Source organism: Streptomyces sp. DG1A-41 (genome assembly GCF_037055355.1).
In the GTDB taxonomy this organism is placed as follows: Bacteria; Actinomycetota; Actinomycetes; order Streptomycetales; family Streptomycetaceae; genus Streptomyces.
On the sequence record NZ_CP146350.1, the window covers coordinates 3,034,010 to 3,057,949 of the forward strand.

Genomic DNA, 23,940 nt, shown 5'->3' on the forward strand with positions numbered 1-23,940 from the left:
CGGCCGCGGAGTCATCCCTGAGAAGTAGGCCTCCAGGGCAATGCCCTGGCCGGACAGGTGGACGCGGGCCGGGCGGAGAGCGCAGCACAATGCACGGATGGAGACGGAAGACCGGCGTAGCCGGCATCAGCAACTCATCGACGCGCTACGCCCGGAGGCGAAGGCCGCCCCGCTGTCCCGGCGAGCGGTGCGCGCCGATGTGGTGCTGGCGTTCGTACTGACCGTCATTGCCCTGTTCGTGGCGGTGCGCTATCCCGGCGACGGGCCGGTGAACATCGACCCCCCTACGGTGGACGTCGGGACCGGGGTCCCGGCCCCGCCCTCGCCGCCCGACCCTGGTCATGTGCCCGTGGAGGAAGAATCCTCCTCCGTGCCCTGGCCCCTGGTCGTCCTGTCGACGCTGCCGCTGGCAGCCCGGCGCCGGTATCCGCTGACCTTGTTCGTGGTGGTGCTGGGCGCAGCACTGGCCATCGGCGGCTCCGCCTCCTGGATCACCGTCCTGACCTGTGTCATCGGCGCATACAGCGCCGTCGTATACAGCCGTTACCGGACAACGGCGATCGCCGTCCTGGTGATCGCCGCCGCGCTGTCCGGTTTCGCTTTCCGCAACGCGGAACCCGTGCTCCCCGGATGGTCCAGCCCGGGATTCGTGCTCCTGGTGGCAGGGATGCTGGCCAGCCTCGTCCGCTTTCTGCAACTGCGGCTGGCGTCCAGCCGGGACCGGGTGACAGAACTGCAGGCCGCTCAGGAGAAGGCCACGCGCCGCGCCGTCGAGGAGGAGCGTGCCCGCATCGCCGCCGAACTGCACGACGTTGTGACCCACAATGTGAGCGTGATGGTGATCCAGGCTGGCGCGGCCCGCAAAGTGATGGACATGGCGCCCGAGCAGTCGAAGGAGGCACTGCTGGCCGTCGAGGCGGGCGGTCGGGCCGCCATGGCCGAACTCCGCCACGTGATGGGCCTGCTGGCCGCCCCGGACCACGAGAAGCCCGACGGCCTGGAGCCCCAGCCGGGGCTCGCACAGCTCGACGCGCTCGTCGCACGAGTACGCGCCGCCGGTACGCCCGTGAGCGTCGGGGTGTCGTTGCCGCCGGATCCTCTGCCACCGGGGGTGGACCTCGCGGCGTATCGCGTCGTACAGGAGGCGCTGACCAACACGATCAAACATGCGCGCGGCGCGCAGGCGTCCGTCGCCATTGGTTACACCGACGCCTGTCTGGAGATCGAGGTCACGGACACCGGCGGCGCCAGGGATTCCCCGCCGGTCGGGAGCAACGGCCGTGGCCACATGGGGCTGCGCGAGCGGCTGGCCGTCTACAAGGGCGAGCTGACGGCTGGGCCGACAAACGCCGGCGGCTACCGGGTGACCGCCCGTATCCCGCGGAGCACCGTATGAATATGGACCAGCCACCGCTGCGCGCCGTCATCGCCGACGATCAAGCCCTCGTCCGCACCGGTTTCAAGATGATCCTGGCCGCGGACGGCATCGAAGTGACGGCCGAGGCGGCCGACGGGGCCGAGGCTGTCGCAGCGGTCCGCCAAACGCGGCCCGACGTCGTCCTCATGGACATCCGGATGCCGGAGATGGACGGCATCGAGGCCACCAGGCGCATCATCGGCGACGCCAGCCCGGACGGAACGCGGGTCATCATCCTCACCACATACGACCTCGACCACTACGTCTACGCCGCGCTCACAGCCGGCGCCAGCGGCTTCCTGCTCAAGGACGTCACCCCCGAACATCTGGTCTCCGCCTTACGCCTGGTGCAGACCGGCGACGCTCTCCTCGCGCCCACGATCACTCGTCGGCTGATCGAGCGCTTCGCCCATCACGACGAACCGCAGACCATCGCCCCGCACCGCGATCTGTCCGGCCTGACCCCGCGCGAGCTCGAGGTGCTCCGCCTACTCGCGACGGGCCTCAGTAATGCCGAACTCGCCTCCCGGCTGTTCCTCAGCCCGACCACGGTCAAGAGCCACGTCGGCCGCATCCTGTCGAAGCTGGACCTGCGCGACCGCGTCCAGGCCGTCGTCTTCGCCTACGAGACGGGGCTGATCGCCCCGGGTGGGGGCGCCTAGATGATTGATCCAAGGTCAGTGGTCGTAGCCGGTCAGTGACCGGAAGACTGGTTGGTCGGTGTGGTGGTTGTGCCAGATCGCGGTGGTCAGAGCGAGGAGTCGTTGCACGACGCGGACTGCTGCCCCGGCAGGTCTGGTTGACGGGCTCGAACAGCTGCCGTAGCGGCTTGAACAGCGCCGCGCCGGCCCGTTCTGGTTTGCTCTTGCGGGACCGGCCGCAGCCGGACGCCCAGCCAGTGAGTTGAAGTTCGATGTGGCTCTTGACACGGACCGGCCAACTGTCCTCAGAGCCGCAGCGGCCTTCGGTCTTGGCAGGGTTTCCGGCGTCGCAGCGGATCACCAAGTAAGCGTCAGCCGTCATGCCGTCACCCCAGGGGCGCATTCCGAGGCGCGACGTCGACGCCTGCCAGGTCATCGAGCGCCGACGCTACTGAGCCCCCTACGGCTCGAAGGGGGCTCAGTAGTCGCCAGAAACGCTTCAGCGAGGCTCCGAGAGCCTCAGACCCACACCACCTCTGAGCGGATGACCGAGGCCCCTCCCGGGCCCGGCAGAGGCGTACAAGGCCCACTCTGCTGCACCGGCTGCCGACGGCTCGTAGCCTCGACAGCAGCCAGCGCAGCGGCCACCTCGTCCTCACTCGCCCCCGCCAGGGCATCCATCACCCGAACGAGTGCGTCACTCACCTCAGTGCTCGTGCCCGCTCGGCGCCGGCGCGGCATTCTTGACCGAGAGAGGCAGCAGCTTCTTCCCGGTCGGGCCGATTTGTATGGCCGTGTCCATCTGCGGGCAGACCCCGCAGTCGAAGCACGGTGTCCAGCGGCAGTCCTCGACCTCCGTCTCGTCGAGGGCGTCCTGCCAGTCCTCCCAGAGCCAGTCCTTGTCCAGGCCGGAGTCCAGGTGGTCCCAGGGGAGGACCTCCTCATAGGTGCGCTCACGGGTCGTGTACCAGTCGACGTCGACGCCGAAGGGGGCCAGCGCCTTTTCGGCGCACCGCATCCAGCGGTCGTACGAGAAGTGCTCGCGCCAGCCGTCGAAGCGGCCGCCGTCCTCGTAGACCGCGCGGATGACGGCGCCGATCCGGCGGTCGCCTCGGGACAGCAGGCCTTCGACGATGCCGGGCTTGCCGTCGTGGTAGCGGAAGCCGATGGAGCGGCCGTACTTCTTGTCGCCGCGGATCTTGCTCCGCAGTTTCTCCAGGCGGGCGTCCGTCTCCTCCGCCGACAGCTGCGGCGCCCACTGGAAGGGGGTGTGGGGCTTGGGGACGAAGCCGCCGATCGAGACCGTGCAGCGGATGTCGTTGGACTTGGACACCTCGCGGCCCTTGGCGATGACCTTCGTCGCCATGTCGGCGATCTGGAGGACGTCGTCGTCGGTCTCCGTCGGCAGGCCGCACATGAAGTACAGCTTCACCTGGCGCCAGCCGTTGCCGTACGCCGTGGCGACCGTGCGGATCAGGTCCTCTTCCGAGACCATCTTGTTGATGACCTTGCGGATGCGTTCCGAGCCGCCCTCAGGGGCGAAGGTGAGGCCGGAGCGGCGGCCGTTGCGCGTGAGTTCGTTCGCCAGGTCGATGTTGAAGGCGTCCACGCGGGTGGACGGGAGGGAGAGGCCGATCTTGTCGTCCTCGTAGCGGTCCGCGAGGCCCTTGGCGATGTCGCCGATCTCCGAGTGGTCCGCCGAGGAGAGGGACAGCAGGCCCACCTCCTCGAAGCCCGTCGCCTTCAGGCCCTGCTCGACCATGTCGCCGATGCCCGTGATGGAGCGCTCGCGGACCGGGCGGGTGATCATGCCGGCCTGGCAGAAACGGCAGCCGCGGGTGCAGCCGCGGAAGATCTCCACCGACATGCGCTCGTGGACCGTCTCCGCGAGCGGGACCAGGGGCTGCTTGGGGTAGGGCCACTCGTCGAGGTCCATCACCGTGTGCTTGGAGACCCGCCACGGGACACCGCTGCGCTTCGGTACGACTCGGGCGATACGGCCGTCCGGCAGGTACTCGACGTCGTAGAAGCCGGGCACGTACACCCCGCCCGTCTTCGCCAGGCGGAAGAGGAGCTCCTCGCGGCCGCCGGGGCGGCCCTCCGCCTTCCAGGCGCGGATGATCGCGGTGACCTCGAGAACGGCCTGCTCGCCGTCGCCGATCACCGCGCAGTCGATGAAGTCCGCGATCGGCTCGGGGTTGAACGCGGCGTGGCCGCCGGCCATGACGATCGGGTCGTCCAGGCCGCGGTCCTTGGACTCCAGGGGGATCCCGGACAGGTCCAGGGCCGCCAGCATGTTCGTGTAGCCCAGCTCCGTGGAGAAGGACAGGCCGAGCACGTCGAAGGCCTTCACGGGCCGGTGGCTGTCCACCGTGAACTGCGGGACGCCGTGCTCCCGCATCAGCTCCTCGAGGTCCGGCCACACGCTGTAGGTGCGCTCGGCGAGGACGCCCTGCTGCTCGTTGAGCACCTCGTAGAGGATCTGGACGCCCTGGTTGGGCAGGCCGACCTCGTAGGCGTCCGGGTACATGAGCGCCCAGCGGACGTCACAGGAGTCCCAGTCCTTGACCGTGGAGTTGAGTTCTCCGCCGACGTACTGGATCGGCTTCTGCACATGCGGGAGCAGAGCTTCGAGCTGCGGGAACACCGACGCAGCGACTTCGGCAGGCATGTCGCGCACCTTCGTGAGCTGGACTGAACGGGCAGGGTGACCATCCAGACTAACGCGACCGGGCCGTACCTTCGTACGCGCGGAAGATCAGAGGCCCGCCGCCCCGCCCTTGGTCCTCTCCCAGAATCCGGGCAGCTCGGTCTCCACGCGCACCGCCCGCTGCTCCTCGCGCTCATGGAGCAGGCCGTAGGTGAAGGCGCTCTCCCCGGCCGCGTGGGCGACCGCCGACAGCTCGCGCAGCGCCTGCCGGGCCATCACGCTGTCCTGGTGCTCGCCGAGCAGGTTCTGGAGCGCCTTCATGGACTTGACCAGGGCCTTGGCCGGCTTGCCGAGGGCCGGTCGGGCCGCCTCCGCCGCGTAGCGGGCACGCTTGGTCTTCTTGCGGGCGTCGTGGATCGCGACATCCCGGTCGGTGCCGGGCTCCAGTTCCGCGGCCCGCTCGACCAGCCCGGCGACCTTGCGGAAGTCCTTCTTCACGGCCTTGGCGATCGGCTTGGAGGGCTTCTTGCCAGGCCGCCTTCCGCAGGGGCGGATCGGCGATCAGCGCGTCCAGTGCGTCCAGCAGGGCGAGGTAGCGGCCCGAGTCCAGGACGCCGATGAGCCGGCCGCGGGCCCCGCCGTGCTCGGCGCTCGACCAGGTGCGCAGCCGCTCTGCGACCGGGCCGCGGACCAGGGCGGCCGGCACCTCGTCGAGGGCCGCCGTGAGCCGTTCGGTCAGCACCTCGCGGTCCCGGTCCCGGCCCAGCTCACCGGCCAGCCACTTGAGCTCGTCGCCGACCGGGTCGGTGACGGTCCGGTCGAGGATCTCGCCGTACGACTTGAAGGTGCTGCGCAGCCGGCGGGTGGCGACGCGCATCCTGTGCACGGAGTCCTCGGCGTCCCGCCGCACGGCCGGGTCGAGCTCGACGATGGCGTCCCGCTGGGCGCGCGCATACGCCAGGACGTGGTCTCCGGCGGTCACCGGTTTCCCTGCGGGAGCGGACGTGCGCTGCTGGTGCGGCGCCGTCTCCGCCAGGGCCCGCGCCAGCTTCGACGCCGAGGCCGACGGCCGTACGCCCGCCTTGCGCAGCCGCTTGTCCACCTTGTCGAGGAAGGCCGGGTCTCCCCCGTCTGCGAGCTCCACCTCGATCTCCGTCCACTGCGCTTCACCGCCGTCGGCCGTGAGCCGGTCGGCCCGTACCTCGTCGACGCTGACCTCGGCGAGCAGCCGGCCGTCGGCGTCGACGAGGTGACGTACGTCCCGGTCGGAGCGCAGCCGGACGACGGGCAGCAGTTCGCCGTCGCGGACGCGGGAGCGGACAAGCCCGGCGAGGTCACCGGGGAGGGTGTCGGAGAGCGGGGCGTGGATCTCGTCGCGGACGCCGGGGGCGACGGGGAACTTCAGATGCCAGCCCGCGTCCGAGCCGCCGGTGCGGCGGCGCAGGGTGATGGACGACGCGGCGAGGCGTTCGTCGGCGGTGTCGTAGTAGGTGGCGTCGAGGTGGGCGACGCCCTTGTCGAGCACGGCCGCGACCCCGGCGACACCGGTCAGGTCGGGAAGCCCGCTGTCCTCGGACTCGTACTTCCGCTCGATCTCACGCTTGGTGTCCGCCATGGACCGAATCTAGTCGGCCCGGAGGCGGGGCGGCAGGGGCCGTCCCGCCTCCGTTCACGCCGACATCGGGCGCTGTACCCGGATCGACTGCAACAGACCGACCGCTATCCACACGGCGAACATCGACGAACCGCCGTAGGACACGAACGGCAGCGGCAGGCCGGTGACCGGCATGATGCCGAGCGTCATGCCGATGTTCTCGAACGTCTGGAAGGCGAACCAGGCGACGATGCCGGCGGCCACGATCGTGCCGTACAGATCGCTCGTCTCCCGGGCGATACGGCAGGCCCGCCACAGCACGATGCCGAGCAGCAGGATGATCAGGCCGCCGCCGAGGAAGCCCAGCTCCTCCCCCGCCACGGTGAAGACGAAGTCCGTCTGCTGCTCGGGCACGAACTGGCCGGTGGTCTGCGAGCCGTGGAAGAGGCCGGAGCCGGTCAGGCCGCCGGAGCCGATGGCGATACGGGCCTGGTTGGTGTTGTAGCCGACGCCGGCCGGGTCGAGCTCCGGGTTGGCGAAGGCGGCGAAGCGGGCGATCTGGTAGTCGTCGAGCACCCCGAGCTGCCAGACGGTGATCGCGCCGAGCGAACCCGCGCCGAGCAGCCCGAACACCCACCGGTTGGTGGCGCCGGAGGCGAGCAGCACGCCGAGCACGATGATGACCATCACCATGACCGACCCGAGGTCGGGCATGAGCATCACGATCGCCATGGGCACGGCTGCCAGGCCCAGCGCCTGCACGACCGTGCGGTGGTCGGGGTACTGCCTGTCGCCCGCGTCGACTCTGGCCGCCAGCAGCATCGCCATGCCCAGGATGATCGTGACCTTCACGAACTCCGAGGGCTGGAGGGAGAAGCCGCCGGGGAGCTTGATCCAGGAGTGGGCGCCGTTGATGGTGGAGCCCAGTGGTGTGAGCACCAGCAGGATCAGCAGGAGCGAGAGGCCGTACAGGAACGGGACGGCCGTGCGCAGGCCGCGGTGGCCGAGCCAGATCGTGCCGGCCATCAGGGCGAGGCCGATGCCGGTGTTCAGCAGGTGCCGGACGAGGAAGTAGTACGGGTCGCCCTGGTTGAGCTCCGTGCGGTTGCGGGTCGCCGAGTAGACGAGGAGCGTGCCGAGCAGCGACAGCGCCGTCGCCGACAGCAGGATCGGCCAGTCGAGCCGCCGCGCCACCGAGTCGCGGGCGAGGAGCCTGGTCCAGCCGGAGCGCTCGGGGCCGTAGCCGGAGACCTGGAAGCTGTTCGCACCGCCGGTCATGTCGGCAACCTCCGGCTTCCCCGCCGGCGGCGGCGCCTTCGGGTGTCACGGTTCTGAGGCGTCGGCGGGGCCGCCGTCGCAGGCTGGAGCGGGTCGGCCGAGGCGTTCGGGTCCTTCTTGTTCGCCTGCTGGTCCTTGGCCGGGTCCTTGGGGACCTTCGGGGAGGCGATGGTGCCGTCCGTCCTGACCTTCGGCAGGGCCTTCTCCGGGGTGGGCAGCAGCGCCTTCTTCGGGTCGATGTCGCCGTCCGGGGAGACGCCGTACAGCGCGTTGTAGATGTTGCGGACGGCGGGGCCCGAGGCGCCGGAGCCCGTACCACCCTGGGAGATCGTCATGACGATCGAGTAGTCCTTGGTGTACGTGGCGAACCAGGAGGTGGTCTGCTTGCCGTAGACCTCCGCCGTACCCGTCTTGGCGTGCATCGGGATCTTGTCCTGCGGCCAGCCGCCGAACCGCCAGGCGGCCGTACCGCGGGTGGCGACTCCCGCGAGGGCATCGCTTATCTCGCTGCGCGTCTTCTGCGTCATCGGCAGCTTGCCGTGCGACTTGGGCTTGATGGGCGTGACGGTCTTGCCGTCGGCGCTGATGACGGCCTTGCCGACCGAGGGGGTGTACATGGTGCCGCCATTGGAGATGGCCGAGTAGATGGTGGCCATCTGGATGGGGGTGACGAGGGTGTCGCCCTGGCCGATGGAGTAGTTGACGGAGTCACCGGCGCGCATGCGGTTGCCTTCGAGGCAGTTCTCGTAGGCGATCTTCTCGGCGTAGCTGCCGTTGCGCTTGCCGGTGCGGCACCAGGCGTCCTTGTTGGCCTTCCAGTAGTCCAGCTTCCACTGGCGGTCGGGGACGCGGCCGGTGACCTCGTTGGGCAGGTCGATGCCGGTTTCCTTGCCGAGGCCGAACTGGTGGGCGGTCTTGTAGAACCAGTCCTTGGCGTTCTTCTTCGGCTTGGTGCCGCCGTCCTTCTTCCACTCCTCGTGGGAGAGCCGGTAGAAGACCGTGTCGCAGGAGACCTCCAGGGCGCGGCCGAGGCTGATCGGGCCGTATCCCTTGGACTCGAAGTTCTTGAAGACCTGGCCGCCGATCGAGTACGAGCTGGAGCACTGGTAGGGGCCGTTGAAGGAGTAGCCCGCGTTGACCGCGGCGGCCGTCGGGATGACCTTGAAGATGGAGCCGGGTGCCGACTGGCCCTGGATCGCGCGGTTGAGCAGCGGGTAGTTGGAGCTCTTGCCGGTGAGCCGCGCGTAGTCCTTGGCGGAGATGCCGCCCACCCAGGCGTTCGGGTCGTACGTCGGGTTGGAGGCCATGGCGACGACGCGGCCGGTCTTGGCCTCCATGACGACGACGGCGCCGGAGTCGGCCTTGTAGTTCGTGCCCGTGTTGCGGTCGTGCTCCTTGCGGGCCTGCTTCATGGCCTCGTTCAGCTCGTACTCGGCGATCCGCTGGACGCGGGCGTCGATGCTGGTGACGAGGTTGTCGCCGGGGTGGGCCGGGTCGGCCTCGGCCTGGCCGATGACGCGGCCGAGGTTGTCGACCTCGTAGCGCGTGACGCCGGCCTTGCCGCGCAGCTGCTTGTCGTACTCGCGCTCCAGGCCGGAACGGCCGACCTGGTCGGAGCGCAGGTAGGGCGAGTTGGTGTTCTGCGCCTTCTTGATCTCCTCGTCGGTGACCGGCGAGAGGTAGCCGAGGACCTGGGCGGTGTTGGCCTTGCCCGGGCTCGGGTAGCGGCGCACGGCCTGGGGCTCGGCGGTGATGCCGGGGAAGTCCTCGGCGCGCTCGCGGATCTGGAGGGCCTGCTTGGGGGTGGCCTCGTCGGTGATGGGGATGGGCTGGTAGGGCGAGCCGTTCCAGCAGGGCTGGGGAGTCTTGGCGTCGCACAGCCGGACCTTCTCCTGAACCTCCTCGGGGGTCATCTCCAGGACCGAGGCGAGCTTGGTGAGGACATCCTTGCCGTCGTCCGGCATCTTCAGCAGGTCGGTGCGGGAGGCGGAGACGACCAGTCGCGTCTCGTTGTCGGCGAGGGCCACGCCGCGCGCGTCCAGGATGGAGCCGCGGACGGCCGGCTGGACGACCTGCTGGACGTGGTTCCCCGACGCCTCCTTGGCGTAGGCCGCGCCCTCACGGATCTGGAGGTACCACAGGCGTCCGCCGAGGGTGAGCAGGAGGGAGAGGACGAGGACCTGGATGACGACGAGCCGGATCTGGACCCGTGGGTTCCGGCCGGTCTCGGGAATGTTGGTCACTGCGGCCGACTCCCCCTCTCGGTGCGCGTACGGATGTGCGGATACGACGGTGTGTCCGGGCACGCGTGTGCGGATACGAGTGGGGAACGACGGGTCCACACGCCGGCGTTCCTGACCGGACCGGCCCGTTCGGGTGAACTTCCCTGAGTTCACAGCCGCTTGACCCCCTTGATGCGCCCCGCCCGCGCCATCCGTGCCCGGGCCGCCTTCACCCGCAGCTTGTTGCGCTGGCTGCCGATGTTCAGGCCGGTGCCGCCGGAGAGCCAGCCGGAGGAGATGTCGGTGGCCTTGGCGGCGGAGCCGGCCTCGGCGAGCGGATCGTTCTCGGCGCGTCTGGCCAGCGCCATGACCCCCGGCACCACGAACGGGGCGAGCAGCAGGTCGTACAGGGCTGCCGTGAACAGCAAGCTGCCCAGGCCCACATGGCGGGCGGCGGTGTCACCGACGAGGGCACCGACCCCGGCGTACAGCAGGGTGGAGCCGAGGGCGGCGGCGACCACCACGACCATGGGGCCGGTCGCGGACTTCAGCTGGCCCGTCTCCGGTTTCACCAGGCCCGCGAGGTAGCCGATGAGGCACAGCACGAGGGCGTAGCGCCCGGCGGCGTGGTCGGCGGGCGGGGCCAGATCGGCGAGCAGGCCCGCGCCGAAACCGATGAGGGCGCCGCCCACATGGCCGTACACCAGCGCCAGGCCGAGGACGGTGAGGAGCATCAGGTCGGGCACGGCGCCCGGCAGATGGAGGCGGGCGAGGACGCTCACCTGGACCACCAGGGCGACGACGACCAGGGCGGAGGAGAGCAGGATCCGGTTGACGCGCATGGGGTGACAGCTCCTACTGCTCTTGCTGGATCTGGCCGTCCGCGGGGGCCTCGGCGGACGGCGTCACGGTCACCGTCACCGTCGGCCTGGGAGTCGGCTTCGGCTTGGGCGGGAGCACCGTGTCGCGCGGGTCCTTCTTCGGGGCCTCGACGACGACACCGACGATGTCGAGCTTGCTGAAGGCGGCGTACGGCGTGACGTAGAGCGTGCGGGTCAGCCCCCCACCTGACGGGTCGACGCGGGAGACCACGCCGACGGGCACGCCGGGCACGAACGGCCGGTCGGCCTGCGAGCCGAAGGTGACCAGGCGGTCGCCCTTCTTCACCTCCGCCTTGCCGTTGAGGAGTTCCACGCGCAGCGGGCGGTCGCCCTGCCCGGAGGCGAAACCGAGCTCGTCGCTGGCCTCCATCCGGGTGCCGACCGTGAAGTCGGGGTCGCTGGCGAGCAGGACCGTGGCGGTGTTGGGCCCGACGGTGGTGACCCGGCCGACGAGCCCGTCCCCGTTCAGGACGGTCATGTCGCGTTTGATGCCGTCGTTGGCGCCGACGTCGATGGTGATGGTCCAGGAGAAGCCCTGAGCGGCCCCGATGGCGATGACCTCGGCGCCCTTGATGCCGTACTGGCCCTGGCCGGAGATCTTCAGCATCTTGTCGAGCTGCTTGAGGCGGCTGCGGCTGCGGTCGTCGCTGCCGAGCCGGGCCTTCAGGGCCGCGTTCTCCTCTTCCAGCGCGGCGAGCCGGTCGTGCCGCTCGCCGGAGTCCCGGATGGCGGAGACCGCGTTGCCGACCGGGTCGACCGCGGCCGACACACCGCTCTCGATCGGGCCGAAGACCGTCGCCGCGCCCTGCCGGGCACCGTCGACCGGGGAATCCTCCCCGCCGCGAATGTCCACCGTGATCAACGCGAACGCGATGGCGATCAGCAGCACCAGGAGCAGCCGACTCTCTCGTGTGTCCCTCACGTGCGGCGGCCGTGCCCTTCCTCATAGGAATTCCGGGAAGCCCCAGGGAAACCCGAGGGGCTGCATTGTGGGAGCTTGTGCATCTATATCAATGATCCGCCGTACGAGAGGAGATCGTCCCGTACGGCGGAATCGAAGAGTTACGTCATCTGCGCGGCTGGGCGTCCAGAACCTGCTGGAGCGCCTCGAACTCCTCGACACACTTTCCGGATCCGAGCGCCACGCTGTCCAGAGGGTCCTCGGCGATGTGGATCGGCATACCGGTCTCCCGGCGCAGCCGCTCGTCCAGGCCCCTGAGCAGCGCTCCCCCGCCGGTCAGAACGATTCCTCGGTCCATGATGTCGCCGGACAGCTCCGGCGGACACTTGTCGAGGGTCGTCTTGACGGCGTCGACGATCGCGTTGACCGGCTCCTCGATCGCCTTGCGGACTTCGGCCGCGGAGACGACCACGGTCTTCGGCAGCCCGGAGACCAGGTCACGCCCGCGGATTTCGGTGTGCTCGTCGGAGTCGAGGTCGTACGCCGAACCGATCGTGATCTTGATCTGCTCGGCCGTGCGCTCACCCAGCAGGAGGGAGTACTCCTTCTTGATGTGCTGGATGATCGCGTTGTCCAGTTCGTCGCCCGCGACGCGGATGGACTGGGCGGTGACGATGCCGCCGAGGGAGATGACCGCGACCTCTGTGGTGCCGCCGCCGATGTCGACCACCATGTTGCCCGTGGCCTCGTGGACCGGCAGGCCGGAGCCGATGGCCGCGGCCATGGGCTCCTCGATGATGTGCACCTGGCGGGCGCCGGCCTGGGACGACGCCTCGATGACGGCGCGGCGCTCGACGCCCGTGATGCCCGAGGGCACGCAGACGACGACCCGCGGACGAGCCAGATACCGCCGCTTGTGGATCTTCAGGATGAAGTAGCGGAGCATCCGCTCGGTGATCTCGAAGTCGGCGATCACACCGTCCTTCAGTGGACGAACGGCAACGATGTTGCCGGGTGTGCGCCCGATCATCTTCTTCGCTTCGGCACCGACCGCGAGGATGCCACCGGTGTTGGTGTTGATCGCGACGACGGACGGCTCGTTGAGTACGATCCCGCGACCCCTGACGTACACCAGCGTGTTGGCGGTCCCGAGGTCGACAGCCATGTCACGGCCGATGAACGACATTGAGTTCCCCATCAGGATTCGTCTGGCCTTCCCACTAGCTTTTGAGGGCTTTTCAGGTAGGCAAAGGTGGGTGCTGTGACGTGAAGGCTTCCATCGTAGACGCGCCTTCGCGAACACTGCGGGAGGGTCTCCGTCATTGTCAGCAGATGCTGTGCGCGTTCGCTTGTGGAGACGGGCGTTTGGGGACCATCGTTCCCTCGATCGCCACGCATATGCCAAGAAGTCCGGGAGCCCCGCCCCCAGACTTCCCTCGCCGTTCGCCTTACGCGCGACCCGGGAAGAAGATCTTCACCTCGCGCTCGGCGGACTCCTCCGAGTCGGAGGCGTGGATCAGGTTCTCCCGGACGATGACGCCGTAGTCGCCGCGGATGGAGCCGGGGGCCGCGGCGATCGGGTCGGTCGGGCCGGCGAGCGCCCGCAGCCCCTCGATGACCCGCTCGCCCTCGACGATCATCGCCACGACCGGGCCGGAGGCCATGAACTCCACCAGCGGCTCGTAGAAGGGCTTGCCCTTGTGCTCGCCGTAGTGCTGCTCCAGCGTGTCCTGGTCCAGGGTGCGCAGCTCCAGCGCGGTGATCGTCCAGCCCGCCTTGCGCTCGATGCGGCTGATGATCTCGCCGGTCAGGCCTCGACGGACGGCGTCGGGCTTGAGGAGGACGAGGGTGCGCTGGCTCACGACGGGCTCCTTATGCATCAAGGTTGTGCGGTGAGACGAGATTACCCGGCGTGTCGGGGCGTCTGTTACGCAGCGTCAGGTGTGGAGGAGCCGGACCGGTCCGCGAATCTCGCCTTCGCCTCGTCCACCTTCCGCCCGTAGTGCACGGACGCCCACCACAGGGCCGCGAAGACCACGCCCAGGAAGAACATCATCGGCACGGCGAAGCCCGACGCGACCAGCGCGATCTGCAACGCCCAGCCGAGCGCGACCCCGCCCGGGCGCGTCACCAGGCCGCACAGCACCAGGCACAGGAACATCGCGACACCGCTGACCGTCCACACGGTCGCCATGGACAGGTCCGGGTCCTTCATGGCGACCAGACCGGCGAAGCCGATGATGAAGAACTCGCCGATCAGGGTCGAAGAACAGAGCGTACGCACGGGATCTCAGCCCCTCCCCAGGAGCAGTCGGGCCTCGCCGACGGTGATGACGGAACCGGTGACGAGCACACCGCCGCCCGCGAACTCGCCCTCCTCCTCGGCCAGCGTGATCGCGGCCTCCAGCGCGTCGGGCAGCCGCGGCTCGACCTGGACGCGCTCCTCGCCGAACACCTCGACGGCGATGCCGGCCAGCTCGTCGGCGTCCATCGCGCGGTGGCTGGAGTTCTGCGTGACCACGACTTCGGCGAACACCGGCTCGAAGGCCTCCAGCAGCCCCCGCACGTTCTTGTCGCCGCTGGCGCCGACCACACCGATGAGGCGGCTGAACTGGAAGGCCTCCCCGACCGCCTCGGCAGCGGCCCGGGCACCCGCCGGATTGTGGGCGGCGTCCAGCACCACCGTCGGGGAACGCCGCACGACCTCCAGCCGGCCCGGCGAGGCGACGGCCGCGAACGCCTTGCGGACCGTGTCCAAATCCAGCGGATCGGGCCGCTGCGCGCCGACGCCGAAGAACGCCTCCACGGCGGCGAGCGCGACGGCCGCGTTGTGCGCCTGGTGCGCGCCGTGCAGCGGCAGGTACACCTCGGTGTACTCGCCGCCGAGGCCGCGCAGCGTCAGCAGCTGTCCGCCCACGGCCACCTGCCGGTCCACGACACCGAACTCCAGCCCCTCCCGGGCCACGGTCGCGTCCACCTCGACGGCCTTCTTCAGCAGCACCTGCGCCGCGTCGACCGGCTGCTGCGCCAGGATGACGGTCGCGCCCTGCTTGACGATGCCGGCCTTCTCGGCGGCGATCTCCGCGTGCGTGGTGCCGAGCCGGTCGGTGTGGTCGAGGTCTATGGGGGTGACGACGGCGACGTCACCGTCGATCACGTTCGTGGCGTCCCAGGAGCCGCCCATGCCGACCTCGACGACGGCGACGTCGACGGGCGCGTCGGCGAACGCCGCGTACGCCATTCCGGTCAGCACCTCGAAGAAGGACAGCCGGTACTCCTGTCGGCCGTCGACCATCTCCACGTACGGCTTGATGTCCTGGTACGTCTCGATGAACCGCTCGGCGGAGATGGGGGCGCCGTCCAGGCTGATGCGCTCGGTGATCGACTGCACGTGCGGCGAGGTGTAGCGGCCGGTCCGCAGCTCGAAGGCGCCGAGCAGGGCCTCGATCATGCGGGCCGTGGAGGTCTTGCCGTTCGTCCCCGTGATGTGGATCGACGGGTACGACCGCTGCGGCTCTCCCAGCACGTCCATCAGCGCGGCGATACGGCTGACGGAGGGCTCCAGCTTGGTCTCGCCCCAGCGCGTGGCGAGCTCCGCCTCGACCTCGCGCAGGGCCTTGTCGACCTCGGGGTCGGCGGGCCTGGTCGGGATGTCGGCCTCCGGGGGGCCGCCCTGGGTACGCAGGGTTCGGCTGCCGGCTTCGATGACGGCGAGGTCGGGGTCGCGGGTGGTCTCCTCCGCGATGATCTCGTCGAAGGTGTTGAGGGGGTCGGGCTGGTCGTCGGCGCTGTGGTCTGGAGGGAGCTCGCTCACGGGGCCAGTCTACGGAGCGGGGGTGACATTGCTCGGGGGTGGTTTGTGTCGTGGTGTTCGTGCGGGTTGTCTGTGGCTTGTCGCGCACTTCCCCGCGCCCCTTGGGTACGTGCCGCTGAGCCACGGCTGAGGCCCCCGGCCTGACGGCTCCGGGGGCCTCACACACCCGTACGAACCCTTAACCCTGCGGCAAACGATCCAGCTGCGCCTGGATCCGGGCGATGTCCTCCTCCGCCTTGGACAGGCGGGTGCGGATCTTCTCCACCACGTGGTCGGGAGCCTTCGCCAGGAACGCCTCGTTGCCGAGCTTGGCGCCCGCCTGCGCCTTCTCCTTCTCCGCCGCCGCGAGGTCCTTCGCGAGGCGCTTGCGCTCCGCCGCCACGTCGATCGTGCCGGACAGGTCGAGGGCGACCTCCGCGCCGGCGACCGGCAGGGTCGCCGTGGCCGTGAAGGCGTCGCCCTCCGGCTGGAGCCGGAGCAGCTGGCGGACGGCGGCCTCGTGCGCCGCGAACGGCGTGCTGTCCAGGGTCAGCCGGGCCGGGACCCGCTGGCCGGGCTGGAGCCCCTGGTCGGCGCGGAAGCGGCGGACCTCGGTGATGACCGACTGGAGGCTCTCGATCTCGCGCTCGGCGTCGGCGTCCCGGAAGCCGCTGTCCTTGGGCCAGTCGGCGATGACGACCGACTCACCGCCCGTGAGGGTGGTCCACAGGGTCTCGGTGACGAAGGGGACCACAGGGTGCAGCAGCTTCAGCGTGACGTCGAGGACCTCGCCGAGGACGCGCTTGCTGACCTCGGCCGCCTCGCCGCCCGCCTGGAACGTCGTCTTGGACAGCTCGACGTACCAGTCGAAGACCTCGTCCCACGCGAAGTGGAACAGGGAGTCGGACAGCTTCGCGAACTGGTAGTCGTCGTAGTACGCGTCGACTTCGGCGACGACCGTGTTGAGCCGGGAGAGGATCCAGCGGTCCGTCGAGGACATCTTCGACGGGTCCGGCAGCGGGCCGTCCACCGTCGCGCCGTTCATCAGCGCGAAGCGCGTCGCGTTCCAGATCTTGTTGGCGAAGTTGCGGGAGCCCTGGACCCAGTCCTCGCCGATCGGGACGTCGACGCCCGGGTTCGCGCCACGGGCCAGAGTGAACCTGAGCGCGTCCGAGCCGTACTTGTCCATCCAGTCCAGCGGGTTGACCGCGTTGCCGAAGGACTTCGACATCTTCTTGCCGAACTGGTCGCGGACCATGCCGTGCAGGGCGATGGTGTGGAACGGCGGGGTGCCGTCCATCGCGTACAGACCGAACATCATCATCCGGGCGACCCAGAAGAAGAGGATGTCGTAGCCGGTGACCAGGACGGAGTTCGGGTAGAACTTCGCGAGCGACTCGGTCTGTTCGGGCCAGCCGAGCGTGGAGAACGGCCACAGGCCGGAGGAGAACCAGGTGTCGAGGACGTCGGTGTCCTGACGCCAGCCCTCGCCGCTCGGCGGCTCCTCGTCGGGACCGACGCAGACGACCTCGCCGTTCGGGCCGTACCAGACCGGGATGCGGTGGCCCCACCACAACTGCCGGGAGATGCACCAGTCGTGGAGGTTGTCGACCCAGTCGAAGTAGCGCTTCTCCATCTCCTGCGGGTGGATCTTAACGCGCCCGTCGCGGACGGCGTCACCGGCGGCCTTCGCCAGCGGGCCGACCTTGACCCACCACTGCATGGACAGGCGCGGCTCGATGGTGGTCTTGCAGCGCGAGCAGTGGCCCACCGAGTGGACGTACGGCCGCTTCTCGGCGACGATCCGCCCCTCGGCGCGCAGGGCCGCGACGATCGCCGACCGCGCTTCCAGCCGGTCCTGGCCCTGGAAGGGGCCGTGGGCGGTGATCACGGCGTGCTCGTCCATGATCGTCAGGGCCGGGAGGTCGTGGCGCTGGCCGATCTCGAAGTCGTTCGGGTCGTGTGCCGGGGTGACCTTGACGGCACCCGTGCCGAACTCGGGGTCTACGTGCTCGTCCGCGACGACCGGGATGGAGCGGTCGGTCAGCGGCAGCTTGACCAGCTTGCCGATCAGGTGCTGGTAGCGCTCGTCCTCGGGGTGAACGGCGACGGCCGTGTCTCCGAGCATGGTCTCGGCGCGGGTGGTGGCGACGACGATGGTGTCGTCGCCGTCGCCGTACTTCATGGAGACGAGTTCGCCGTCGTCGTCCTGGTACTCGACCTCGATGTCCGAGATGGCGGTCAGGCACCGGGGGCACCAGTTGATGATGCGCTCGGCGCGGTAGATCAGCTCGTCGTCGTAGAGACGCTTGAAGATGGTCTGGACGGCCTGGGAGAGGCCCTCGTCCATGGTGAAGCGCTCGCGCGACCAGGCGACGCCGTCACCGAGGCGCCGCATCTGCCCGCTGATCTGGCCGCCGGACTCGGCCTTCCACTGGTAGACCCGCTCGACGAAGGCCTCACGGCCCAAGTCGTGCCGGGACTTGCCCTCCTTGGCGAGCTCGCGCTCGACGACGTTCTGCGTGGCGATACCGGCGTGGTCCATGCCGGGCTGCCACAGCGTCTCGAAGCCCTGCATGCGCTTACGGCGGGTCAGGGCGTCGATGATCGTGTGCTCGAAGGCGTGCCCCAGGTGGAGCGAGCCCGTGACGTTCGGCGGCGGGATGACGATCGTGTACGGCGGCTTGTCGCTCTTCTCGTCCGCCTCGAAGTAACCCCGCTCTACCCAGCGCTCGTACAGCGGCCCCTCTACGTCGGCCGGCGCGTACTGGGTCGGCAGGTCGGTACTGGGCGCTGGTGGCTGCTGCTGAGCGTTCTCGGTCACGGGGGTCAGTTTAGAGGTGTCACTACCCCGTCCCGAAACGCGTTTGCCTTGTAACGGTGGGGGCCCGATGCCATGCACACGGCGGGTCTGCGCCAGGATGTCTCGAACGCATCAGCATCTGGAGGGGAACCCAGAACATGAGCTACAACCAGCCGGGCCCGTACGGCGGGCAGCCCCAGCAGCCCGGACCGTACGGCCAGCCAGGCCCCTACGGCCAGCCGCCGCAGGCCCCCCAGCCCGGCTACGGCTACCCCCAGCAGGCCCCTCCGCCCCAGCCCGGCTACGGCTACCCCCAGCAGCCCCCGCAGGGCGTCCCGCCCCAGCCGAATCCCTACGGCCAGCAGCCCCCGTACGGCCAGCAGCCGCCCCACGGCCAGGCCCCGTACGGCGTCCCTCAGCCCCCGGCCCCGGGCGGGGGCAAGAAGAAGACGGGCATCATCATCGGCGCGGTGGCCGTCGTGGCCGCGATCGGCGTGGGCGCGTACTTCGTGATCGGCGGGGGCGGCGGCCTGGAGGACGACGGGCCGCACAAGCTCACGACGCCGGCGACGGTGCTCAGCGACTACAAGCGCACCACGAAGGACGGGGCGACCGTCGGCGCCGACTCGACGGCGGAGCTGGAGAAGAGCGGCGTCAAGAACGCCAAGACCGCGGCGGGCCTCTACAACACGGTGGACCTGAGCGACTACGACCCCGACGACCCGGCGTCCGCGGCGAAGATGGCGACGGCCAAGACCCTTTCGGTGGCCGGTGCCTACGGTGAGATCTCCGACCCGGAGGCGACACTGGACCTGTTCTTCGCCAACTTCAAGAAGTCGGCCGAGAAGGAGTCCGCCACCGGATCCGGCAAGCCGGAGCTGGTCGGCGAGCCCGAGGCGGCCGACCTCGACGGCGCGGTCATGAAGTGCCAGTCGGTCAGGGGGCAGGACCGGCTGACCGAGCAGGAGAAGACCAACTGGTTCTGCGCGTGGGCCGATTACAGCACGATCGCCATCGTGTCGCCGGGTGACGCGGCGCAGGGCGTCACCAAGGACGTGGCGATCGACCTCACCACCAAGGCCCGCAAGGAAGTCCGCGTCAAGGCCTGACCCCGGCAACGACGAAGGCGCCCGGCAACTGTGCCGGGCGCCTGCGCGTGCAGTGGGTGACTAGGCCGTCTTCTGCTCCCCGGCCCCCGGCCCCGCGCATCCCGCGGAATCAGCGTCGGGTTCACGTTCGACTGGACGACGTCCGCCGTGATGACGACCCGGGCCACGTCCTTGCGGGACGGGACCTCGTACATCACGCCCTGGAGGACCTCCTCCATGATGGCGCGCAGGCCTCGCGCGCCGGTCTGGCGGAGGATGGCCTGGTCGGCGATGGCTTCGAGGGCCTCGCGCTCGAAGTCCAGCTCCACGCCGTCGAGTTCGAAGAGGCGCTGGTACTGCTTGACGAGCGCGTTGCGCGGCTCGACGAGGATCTGGAGCAGGGCCTCGCGATCGAGGTTGTGGACCGAGGTGATGACCGGGAGGCGGCCGATGAACTCGGGGATCATGCCGAACTTGACCAGGTCCTCCGGCATGACCTCCTGGAACTGGTCCTTGGACTCCATCTCGCGCTTGGAGCGGATCTGCGCGCCGAAGCCGATGCCCTTGGCTCCGGCCCGGGACTCGATGATCTTCTCCAGTCCGGCGAAGGCACCGCCCACGATGAACAGCACGTTCGTCGTGTCGATCTGGATGAACTCCTGGTGGGGGTGCTTGCGGCCGCCCTGCGGCGGAACGGAGGCCGTGGTGCCCTCGAGGATCTTGAGGAGGGCCTGCTGTACGCCCTCCCCGCTCACGTCGCGCGTGATCGAGGGGTTCTCACTCTTCCTCGCGACCTTGTCGATCTCGTCGATGTAGATGATCCCGGTCTCGGCCTTCTTGACGTCGTAGTCGGCGGCCTGGATCAGCTTGAGCAGGATGTTCTCGACGTCCTCGCCGACGTCGCCGGCCTCCGTCAGGGCCGTGGCGTCCGCGATCGCGAAGGGGACGTTCAGCATCCGCGCGAGGGTCTGCGCGAGGAGGGTCTTGCCGGAGCCCGTGGGGCCGAGGAGGAGGATGTTGGACTTCGCCAGCTCGATGGCGTCGTCGCGGCCGTTCGCCCCGCCGTTCTCACCGGCCTGGACCCGCTTGTAGTGGTTGTACACCGCTACGGACAGGGCCTTCTTGGCGGCCTCCTGGCCGACCACGTACCCCTCGAGGAACTCGTAGATCTCGCGGGGCTTCGGGAGCTCCTCCCAGCGGACCTCGCTGGTCTCCGCCAGCTCTTCCTCGATGATCTCGTTGCAGAGGTCGATGCACTCGTCGCAGATGTACACACCGGGCCCTGCGATGAGCTTCTTGACCTGCTTCTGGCTCTTGCCGCAGAACGAGCACTTGAGCAGATCGCCGCCGTCACCGATGCGTGCCACGGTGTGCTTCCCCTTCGCCTGGGAGACTCCTGGACGCCGACGTCCAGCGGACTCCTGGTGCTGCCTTATGTCCGACGGTACCTTGCCGGGCCCCTCGTTCGGGCCCCCCTTGGCGCGGTTCGCTTTGACGTGGACCGTGCCAAACCGTGCCAAGGGGCGGCAGACGGTACAGCCTCTCGCCTCAGCGCAGGCTCGAGTTGTCCATCTTCCGGGTGGTGATGACCTGGTCGATCAGGCCGTAGCTCAGCGCGTCCTCGGCCGTGAGGATCTTGTCGCGCTCGATGTCCTCGCGGATCTTCTCGATCGTCTGCGTGGAGTGCTTGGCCAGCATCTCCTCCAGCTGCGAGCGCATCCGGAGGATCTCGTTGGCGGCGATCTCCAGGTCGGACACCTGGCCGCGGCCCGTCTCGCTGTACGGCTGGTGGATCAGCACGCGCGCGTTCGGCAGGGCCATGCGCTTGCCCGGCGTACCGGCGGCCAGCAGGACGGCGGCGGCGGAGGCCGCCTGGCCCATGCAGACCGTCTGGATGTCCGGCTTCACGTACTGCATCGTGTCGTAGATCGCCGTGAGCGCCGTGAAGGAGCCACCGGGGCTGTTGATGTAGACCGAGATGTCACGGTCGGGGTCCATCGACTCCAGGCACAGCAGCTGCGCCATGACGTCGTTGGCGGAGGCGTCGTCGATCTGGACGCCGAGGAAGATCACGCGCTCCTCGAAGAGCTTCGCGTACGGGTCGTACTCGCGGATGCCCTGGGAGGTGCGCTCGACGAAGCGCGGGATGACATAGCGGGACTCGGCCTGCGGGCCGGTGTAGCGGCCCTGCGAGGCGCTCATGTCCTGCACGGCCTGCATACGGTCGTAGATCCCGCTGCCGGGGAACTGGTTCACGGTGTCTCCTGAAAAAGGGCTGAGGCGGTCGGCTGGGGCTGTCTGGGGTCGCTGGGGCCCGGGAGGGCGCCGTGGGCCTCACGGGGCCCCACAGGCCCCGTGGGGACCTCTCAGGCCCCGGTGCCGCCGCCGCCCGGCATGCCGGCGGCCGTGGGCATGACGTCGTCGATGAGGCCGTACTCCTTGGCCTCGAACGCGTCGAACCAGCGGTCGCGGTCCGAGTCGCGGGTGATCTGCTCGACCGTCTGGCCCGTGTGCTGGGCGGTGAGCTCGGCCATGCGCTTCTTGGTGTGCAGCAGCCGCTCGGCGTGGATCTTGATGTCCGAGGCCGAGCCGGCCAGGCCGGCGGAGGGCTGGTGGATGAGGATCTCGGCGTTCGGCAGCGCGAAGCGCTTGCCGGGGGTGCCCGCGCTGAGCAGGAACTGTCCCATCGAGGCCGCGAGGCCCATGGCGATCGTCACCACGTCGTTCTTGATGTACTGCATGGTGTCGTAGATCGCCATGCCGGCCGTGATCGAACCGCCGGGGCTGTTGATGTACAGGTAGATGTCCTTGTCCGGTTCGGCGGCAAGGAGCAGCAGCTGTGCGGTGATCTTGTTCGCGATGTCGTCGTCGACCGGCTGGCCGAGGAAGATGATCCGCTCGTTGAGCAGCCGGTTGTAGACCTGGTCGCCGAGGCCACCACCGATGGAAGGCTCGCCGGCGGCTGAAGGCATCAGATTCGTCACGTATCCACCTGCTCGTCTTACGACGGCGCCGGGCCGTCTCACGTGTTCCCTGCGGGGCGGGAGCCGTATCGGAGACTCCACTGCCCTGGTACTCATGGACCCTAACGCGCGGGTCCCTTCGGGGAATCCCGGAGATGGGAGTGTTCGCCGGGGGCGTAGCGACTGGGGGCCGGTAACGCGACGGGCCCCGAGAAGCACTGTGTGTCTCAGGGCCCGTCCTTACGGCGTTACGAGGTGCCCGGGGGCTCAGCCCTCGGTCTTCTCCTCGGCCTTCTCCTCGGCAGGCTCGGCCGGGGTCTCCTCGGCGGAGGCCTCGGTGGTGTTCTCGTCCTCTTCGTCGTCGAGGTCGATGACCTCGCCGTTGGTGTCCTTGACCGTGGCCTTCTCGACCACGACGGCCAGCGCCTTGCCGCGGGCGACCTCACCGACCAGGAGCGGGACCTGGCCGCCCTCGACGACGGCCTGGGCGAACTGGTCGGGGGACATGCCGGAGGAGGCGGCACGCCGCATGAGGTGCTCGGTGAGCTCCTCCTGGTTGACGTTGAGCTTCTCCTGCTTGACCAGCTCGTCGAGCACGAACTGAGTCTTGATGCCCTTGACCGCGGCCTCGCGGGTCTCGGCGTCGAACTCCTCCTCGCTCTTGCCCTGGATCTCCAGGTACTTCGCGAGGTCGAGACCCATCTGGCCGAGCTGGTGGTGCTCGAGGTTGTGCTTACGGGTGTTGATCTCGTCCTCGAGCAGCTTCTCGGGGACCGGGACCTCGACCAGCTCGAGCAGCTTCTCCAGGACGCGCTCCTGGGCCTGCGTGGCCTGGTCGTACTGCTTCATGTTCTCGAGGCGCTTGCGGCTGTCGGCGCGCAGCTCCTCGATGGTGTCGAACTCGGAGGCGAGCTGCGCGAACTCGTCGTCCAGTTCGGGCAGTTCGCGCTTGGCGACCTGGGTGACCTTGACGGTGACCTCGGCCTCCTTGCCGGCCGCCGAGCCGCCCTTGAGCTCGGAGGTGAAGGTGGCCTCGCCACCGGCCTCCAGGCCCTTCACGGCGTCGTCGATGCCGTCCAGCAGCTCACCGGAGCCGATCGTGTAGGAGACGCCGTCGGCGACGCCGTCCTCGAGGACCTCGCCGTCGACCTTGGCCTCCAGGTCGATCGTCACGACGTCGCCGTCCTCGGCGGCACGCTCGACCGGGGCGGTGGAGGCGAAGCGCTCGCGGAGCTCCTCGACCGCCTTGTCGACGTCCTCCTCGGTGACCTCGACGGCGTCGACCTCGACCTCGATGCCCGAGTAGTCCGGGATCTCGATCGCGGGGCGGATGTCGACCTCGGCGGTGAAGTTCAGCGTCTCGCCGTCCTTCAGCTCCGTGATGTCGACCTCGGGCTGGCCCAGGGGGCTCAGCTCGGCCTCGTTGACCGCGTCGGTGTAGAACTTCGGCAGCGCGTCGTTGACGGCCTCCTCCAGCACCGCACCGCGGCCGAACCGCTGGTCGATGACCCGGGCCGGGACCTTGCCCTTGCGGAAGCCCTTCACCGTGACCTGCTGGTTGATCTTCTTGTACGCCGCGTCGAGGCTGTCCTTGAGCTCCTCGAAGGGCACCTCGACAGTGAGCCGAACCCGAGTCGGGTTCAGGGTCTCCACGGCGCTCTTCACGGTTCGGTCTCCTTGTGGCTGACTTCTTGGGTTCTGCCGGTGCC

Annotated in this window: 16 protein-coding genes and 2 pseudogenes; 3 read left to right on the plus strand and 15 right to left on the minus strand. The window is 69.1% G+C overall.

Going from position 1 to position 23,940, the window contains the following annotated elements; all coding sequences use genetic code 11:
* Positions 1 to 97: 97 nt before the first annotated feature.
* Both V8690_RS14095 and V8690_RS14100 read left to right on the plus strand, forming a co-directional pair.
* Complete coding sequence (locus tag V8690_RS14095; protein WP_338778910.1) at positions 98 to 1,396, plus strand: histidine kinase; 1,299 nt, start codon at positions 98 to 100, stop codon at positions 1,394 to 1,396.
* A 2-nt stretch (positions 1,397 to 1,398) separates the two neighbouring features.
* The gene (locus V8690_RS14100) at positions 1,399 to 2,079 is read left to right on the plus strand and encodes a response regulator transcription factor (RefSeq protein WP_338778912.1); all 681 of its coding nucleotides are present in this window, start codon (positions 1,399 to 1,401) and stop codon (positions 2,077 to 2,079) included.
* A gap of 685 nt (positions 2,080 to 2,764) precedes the next feature.
* Here the strand turns inward: V8690_RS14100 and V8690_RS14105 are convergent.
* From V8690_RS14105 to V8690_RS14155, 11 genes and pseudogenes are all read right to left on the minus strand, one after another.
* A complete protein-coding gene (locus tag V8690_RS14105) occupies positions 2,765 to 4,729 on the minus strand; it encodes a TIGR03960 family B12-binding radical SAM protein (RefSeq protein WP_338778914.1) in 1,965 nt (654 codons plus the stop codon).
* 87 nt (positions 4,730 to 4,816) lie between these two features.
* Positions 4,817 to 6,323: pseudogene (locus V8690_RS14110) on the minus strand (CYTH and CHAD domain-containing protein).
* A 54-nt stretch (positions 6,324 to 6,377) separates the two neighbouring features.
* Positions 6,378 to 7,580: a rod shape-determining protein RodA gene (gene rodA / locus V8690_RS14115; RefSeq protein WP_338778916.1), complete on the minus strand. Its 1,203-nt coding sequence runs from the start codon at positions 7,578 to 7,580 to the stop codon at positions 6,378 to 6,380.
* Positions 7,577 to 9,823 (minus strand): penicillin-binding protein 2, encoded by a 2,247-nt coding sequence (mrdA, locus tag V8690_RS14120; RefSeq protein ID WP_338778918.1) that lies wholly within the window; start codon positions 9,821 to 9,823, stop codon positions 7,577 to 7,579. The genes rodA and mrdA overlap by 4 nt, the downstream gene beginning before the upstream one ends.
* A gap of 149 nt (positions 9,824 to 9,972) precedes the next feature.
* Entirely contained in the window at positions 9,973 to 10,644 is a 672-nt protein-coding gene (gene mreD, locus V8690_RS14125) for a rod shape-determining protein MreD (protein WP_338778920.1), read from the minus strand.
* 13 nt (positions 10,645 to 10,657) lie between these two features.
* Positions 10,658 to 11,605, minus strand: coding sequence for a rod shape-determining protein MreC (gene mreC / locus V8690_RS14130; RefSeq protein ID WP_338778921.1), 948 nt, complete (start codon positions 11,603 to 11,605; stop codon positions 10,658 to 10,660).
* Between the two features lie 145 nt (positions 11,606 to 11,750).
* Positions 11,751 to 12,770, minus strand: coding sequence for a rod shape-determining protein (locus V8690_RS14135; RefSeq protein ID WP_187821978.1), 1,020 nt, complete (start codon positions 12,768 to 12,770; stop codon positions 11,751 to 11,753).
* Between the two features lie 262 nt (positions 12,771 to 13,032).
* Positions 13,033 to 13,446 carry a nucleoside-diphosphate kinase gene (gene ndk / locus V8690_RS14140; RefSeq protein ID WP_020271915.1) on the minus strand — a complete coding sequence of 138 codons (414 nt, stop codon included), beginning with the start codon at positions 13,444 to 13,446 and terminating at the stop codon, positions 13,033 to 13,035.
* A 65-nt stretch (positions 13,447 to 13,511) separates the two neighbouring features.
* Positions 13,512 to 13,868 (minus strand): DUF4233 domain-containing protein, encoded by a 357-nt coding sequence (locus V8690_RS14145; RefSeq protein WP_338778928.1) that lies wholly within the window; start codon positions 13,866 to 13,868, stop codon positions 13,512 to 13,514.
* A 6-nt stretch (positions 13,869 to 13,874) separates the two neighbouring features.
* Positions 13,875 to 15,398 (minus strand): folylpolyglutamate synthase/dihydrofolate synthase family protein, encoded by a 1,524-nt coding sequence (locus V8690_RS14150; protein WP_338778930.1) that lies wholly within the window; start codon positions 15,396 to 15,398, stop codon positions 13,875 to 13,877.
* Positions 15,399 to 15,576: 178 nt separating this feature from the next.
* Positions 15,577 to 18,201, minus strand: coding sequence for a valine--tRNA ligase (locus V8690_RS14155; protein WP_338778931.1), 2,625 nt, complete (start codon positions 18,199 to 18,201; stop codon positions 15,577 to 15,579).
* Positions 18,202 to 18,338: 137 nt separating this feature from the next.
* Between V8690_RS14155 and V8690_RS14160 the strand changes: the two genes are divergently transcribed.
* A complete protein-coding gene (locus V8690_RS14160; RefSeq protein ID WP_338778932.1) occupies positions 18,339 to 19,289 on the plus strand; it encodes a hypothetical protein in 951 nt (316 codons plus the stop codon).
* 68 nt (positions 19,290 to 19,357) lie between these two features.
* Here V8690_RS14160 and clpX read toward each other — a convergent pair.
* The 4 genes and pseudogenes from clpX to tig all read right to left on the minus strand — a co-directional run.
* A pseudogene (clpX, locus tag V8690_RS14165) lies at positions 19,358 to 20,635 on the minus strand (ATP-dependent Clp protease ATP-binding subunit ClpX); the annotation flags it as partial.
* A 181-nt stretch (positions 20,636 to 20,816) separates the two neighbouring features.
* Positions 20,817 to 21,524 carry an ATP-dependent Clp protease proteolytic subunit gene (locus V8690_RS14170; protein WP_338778934.1) on the minus strand — a complete coding sequence of 236 codons (708 nt, stop codon included), beginning with the start codon at positions 21,522 to 21,524 and terminating at the stop codon, positions 20,817 to 20,819.
* Between the two features lie 110 nt (positions 21,525 to 21,634).
* Positions 21,635 to 22,240, minus strand: a complete 606-nt coding sequence (locus V8690_RS14175; RefSeq protein WP_010041894.1) for an ATP-dependent Clp protease proteolytic subunit — start codon at positions 22,238 to 22,240, stop codon at positions 21,635 to 21,637.
* 258 nt (positions 22,241 to 22,498) lie between these two features.
* Positions 22,499 to 23,896, minus strand: coding sequence for a trigger factor (tig, locus tag V8690_RS14180; RefSeq protein WP_338778935.1), 1,398 nt, complete (start codon positions 23,894 to 23,896; stop codon positions 22,499 to 22,501).
* Positions 23,897 to 23,940: the final 44 nt, after the last annotated feature.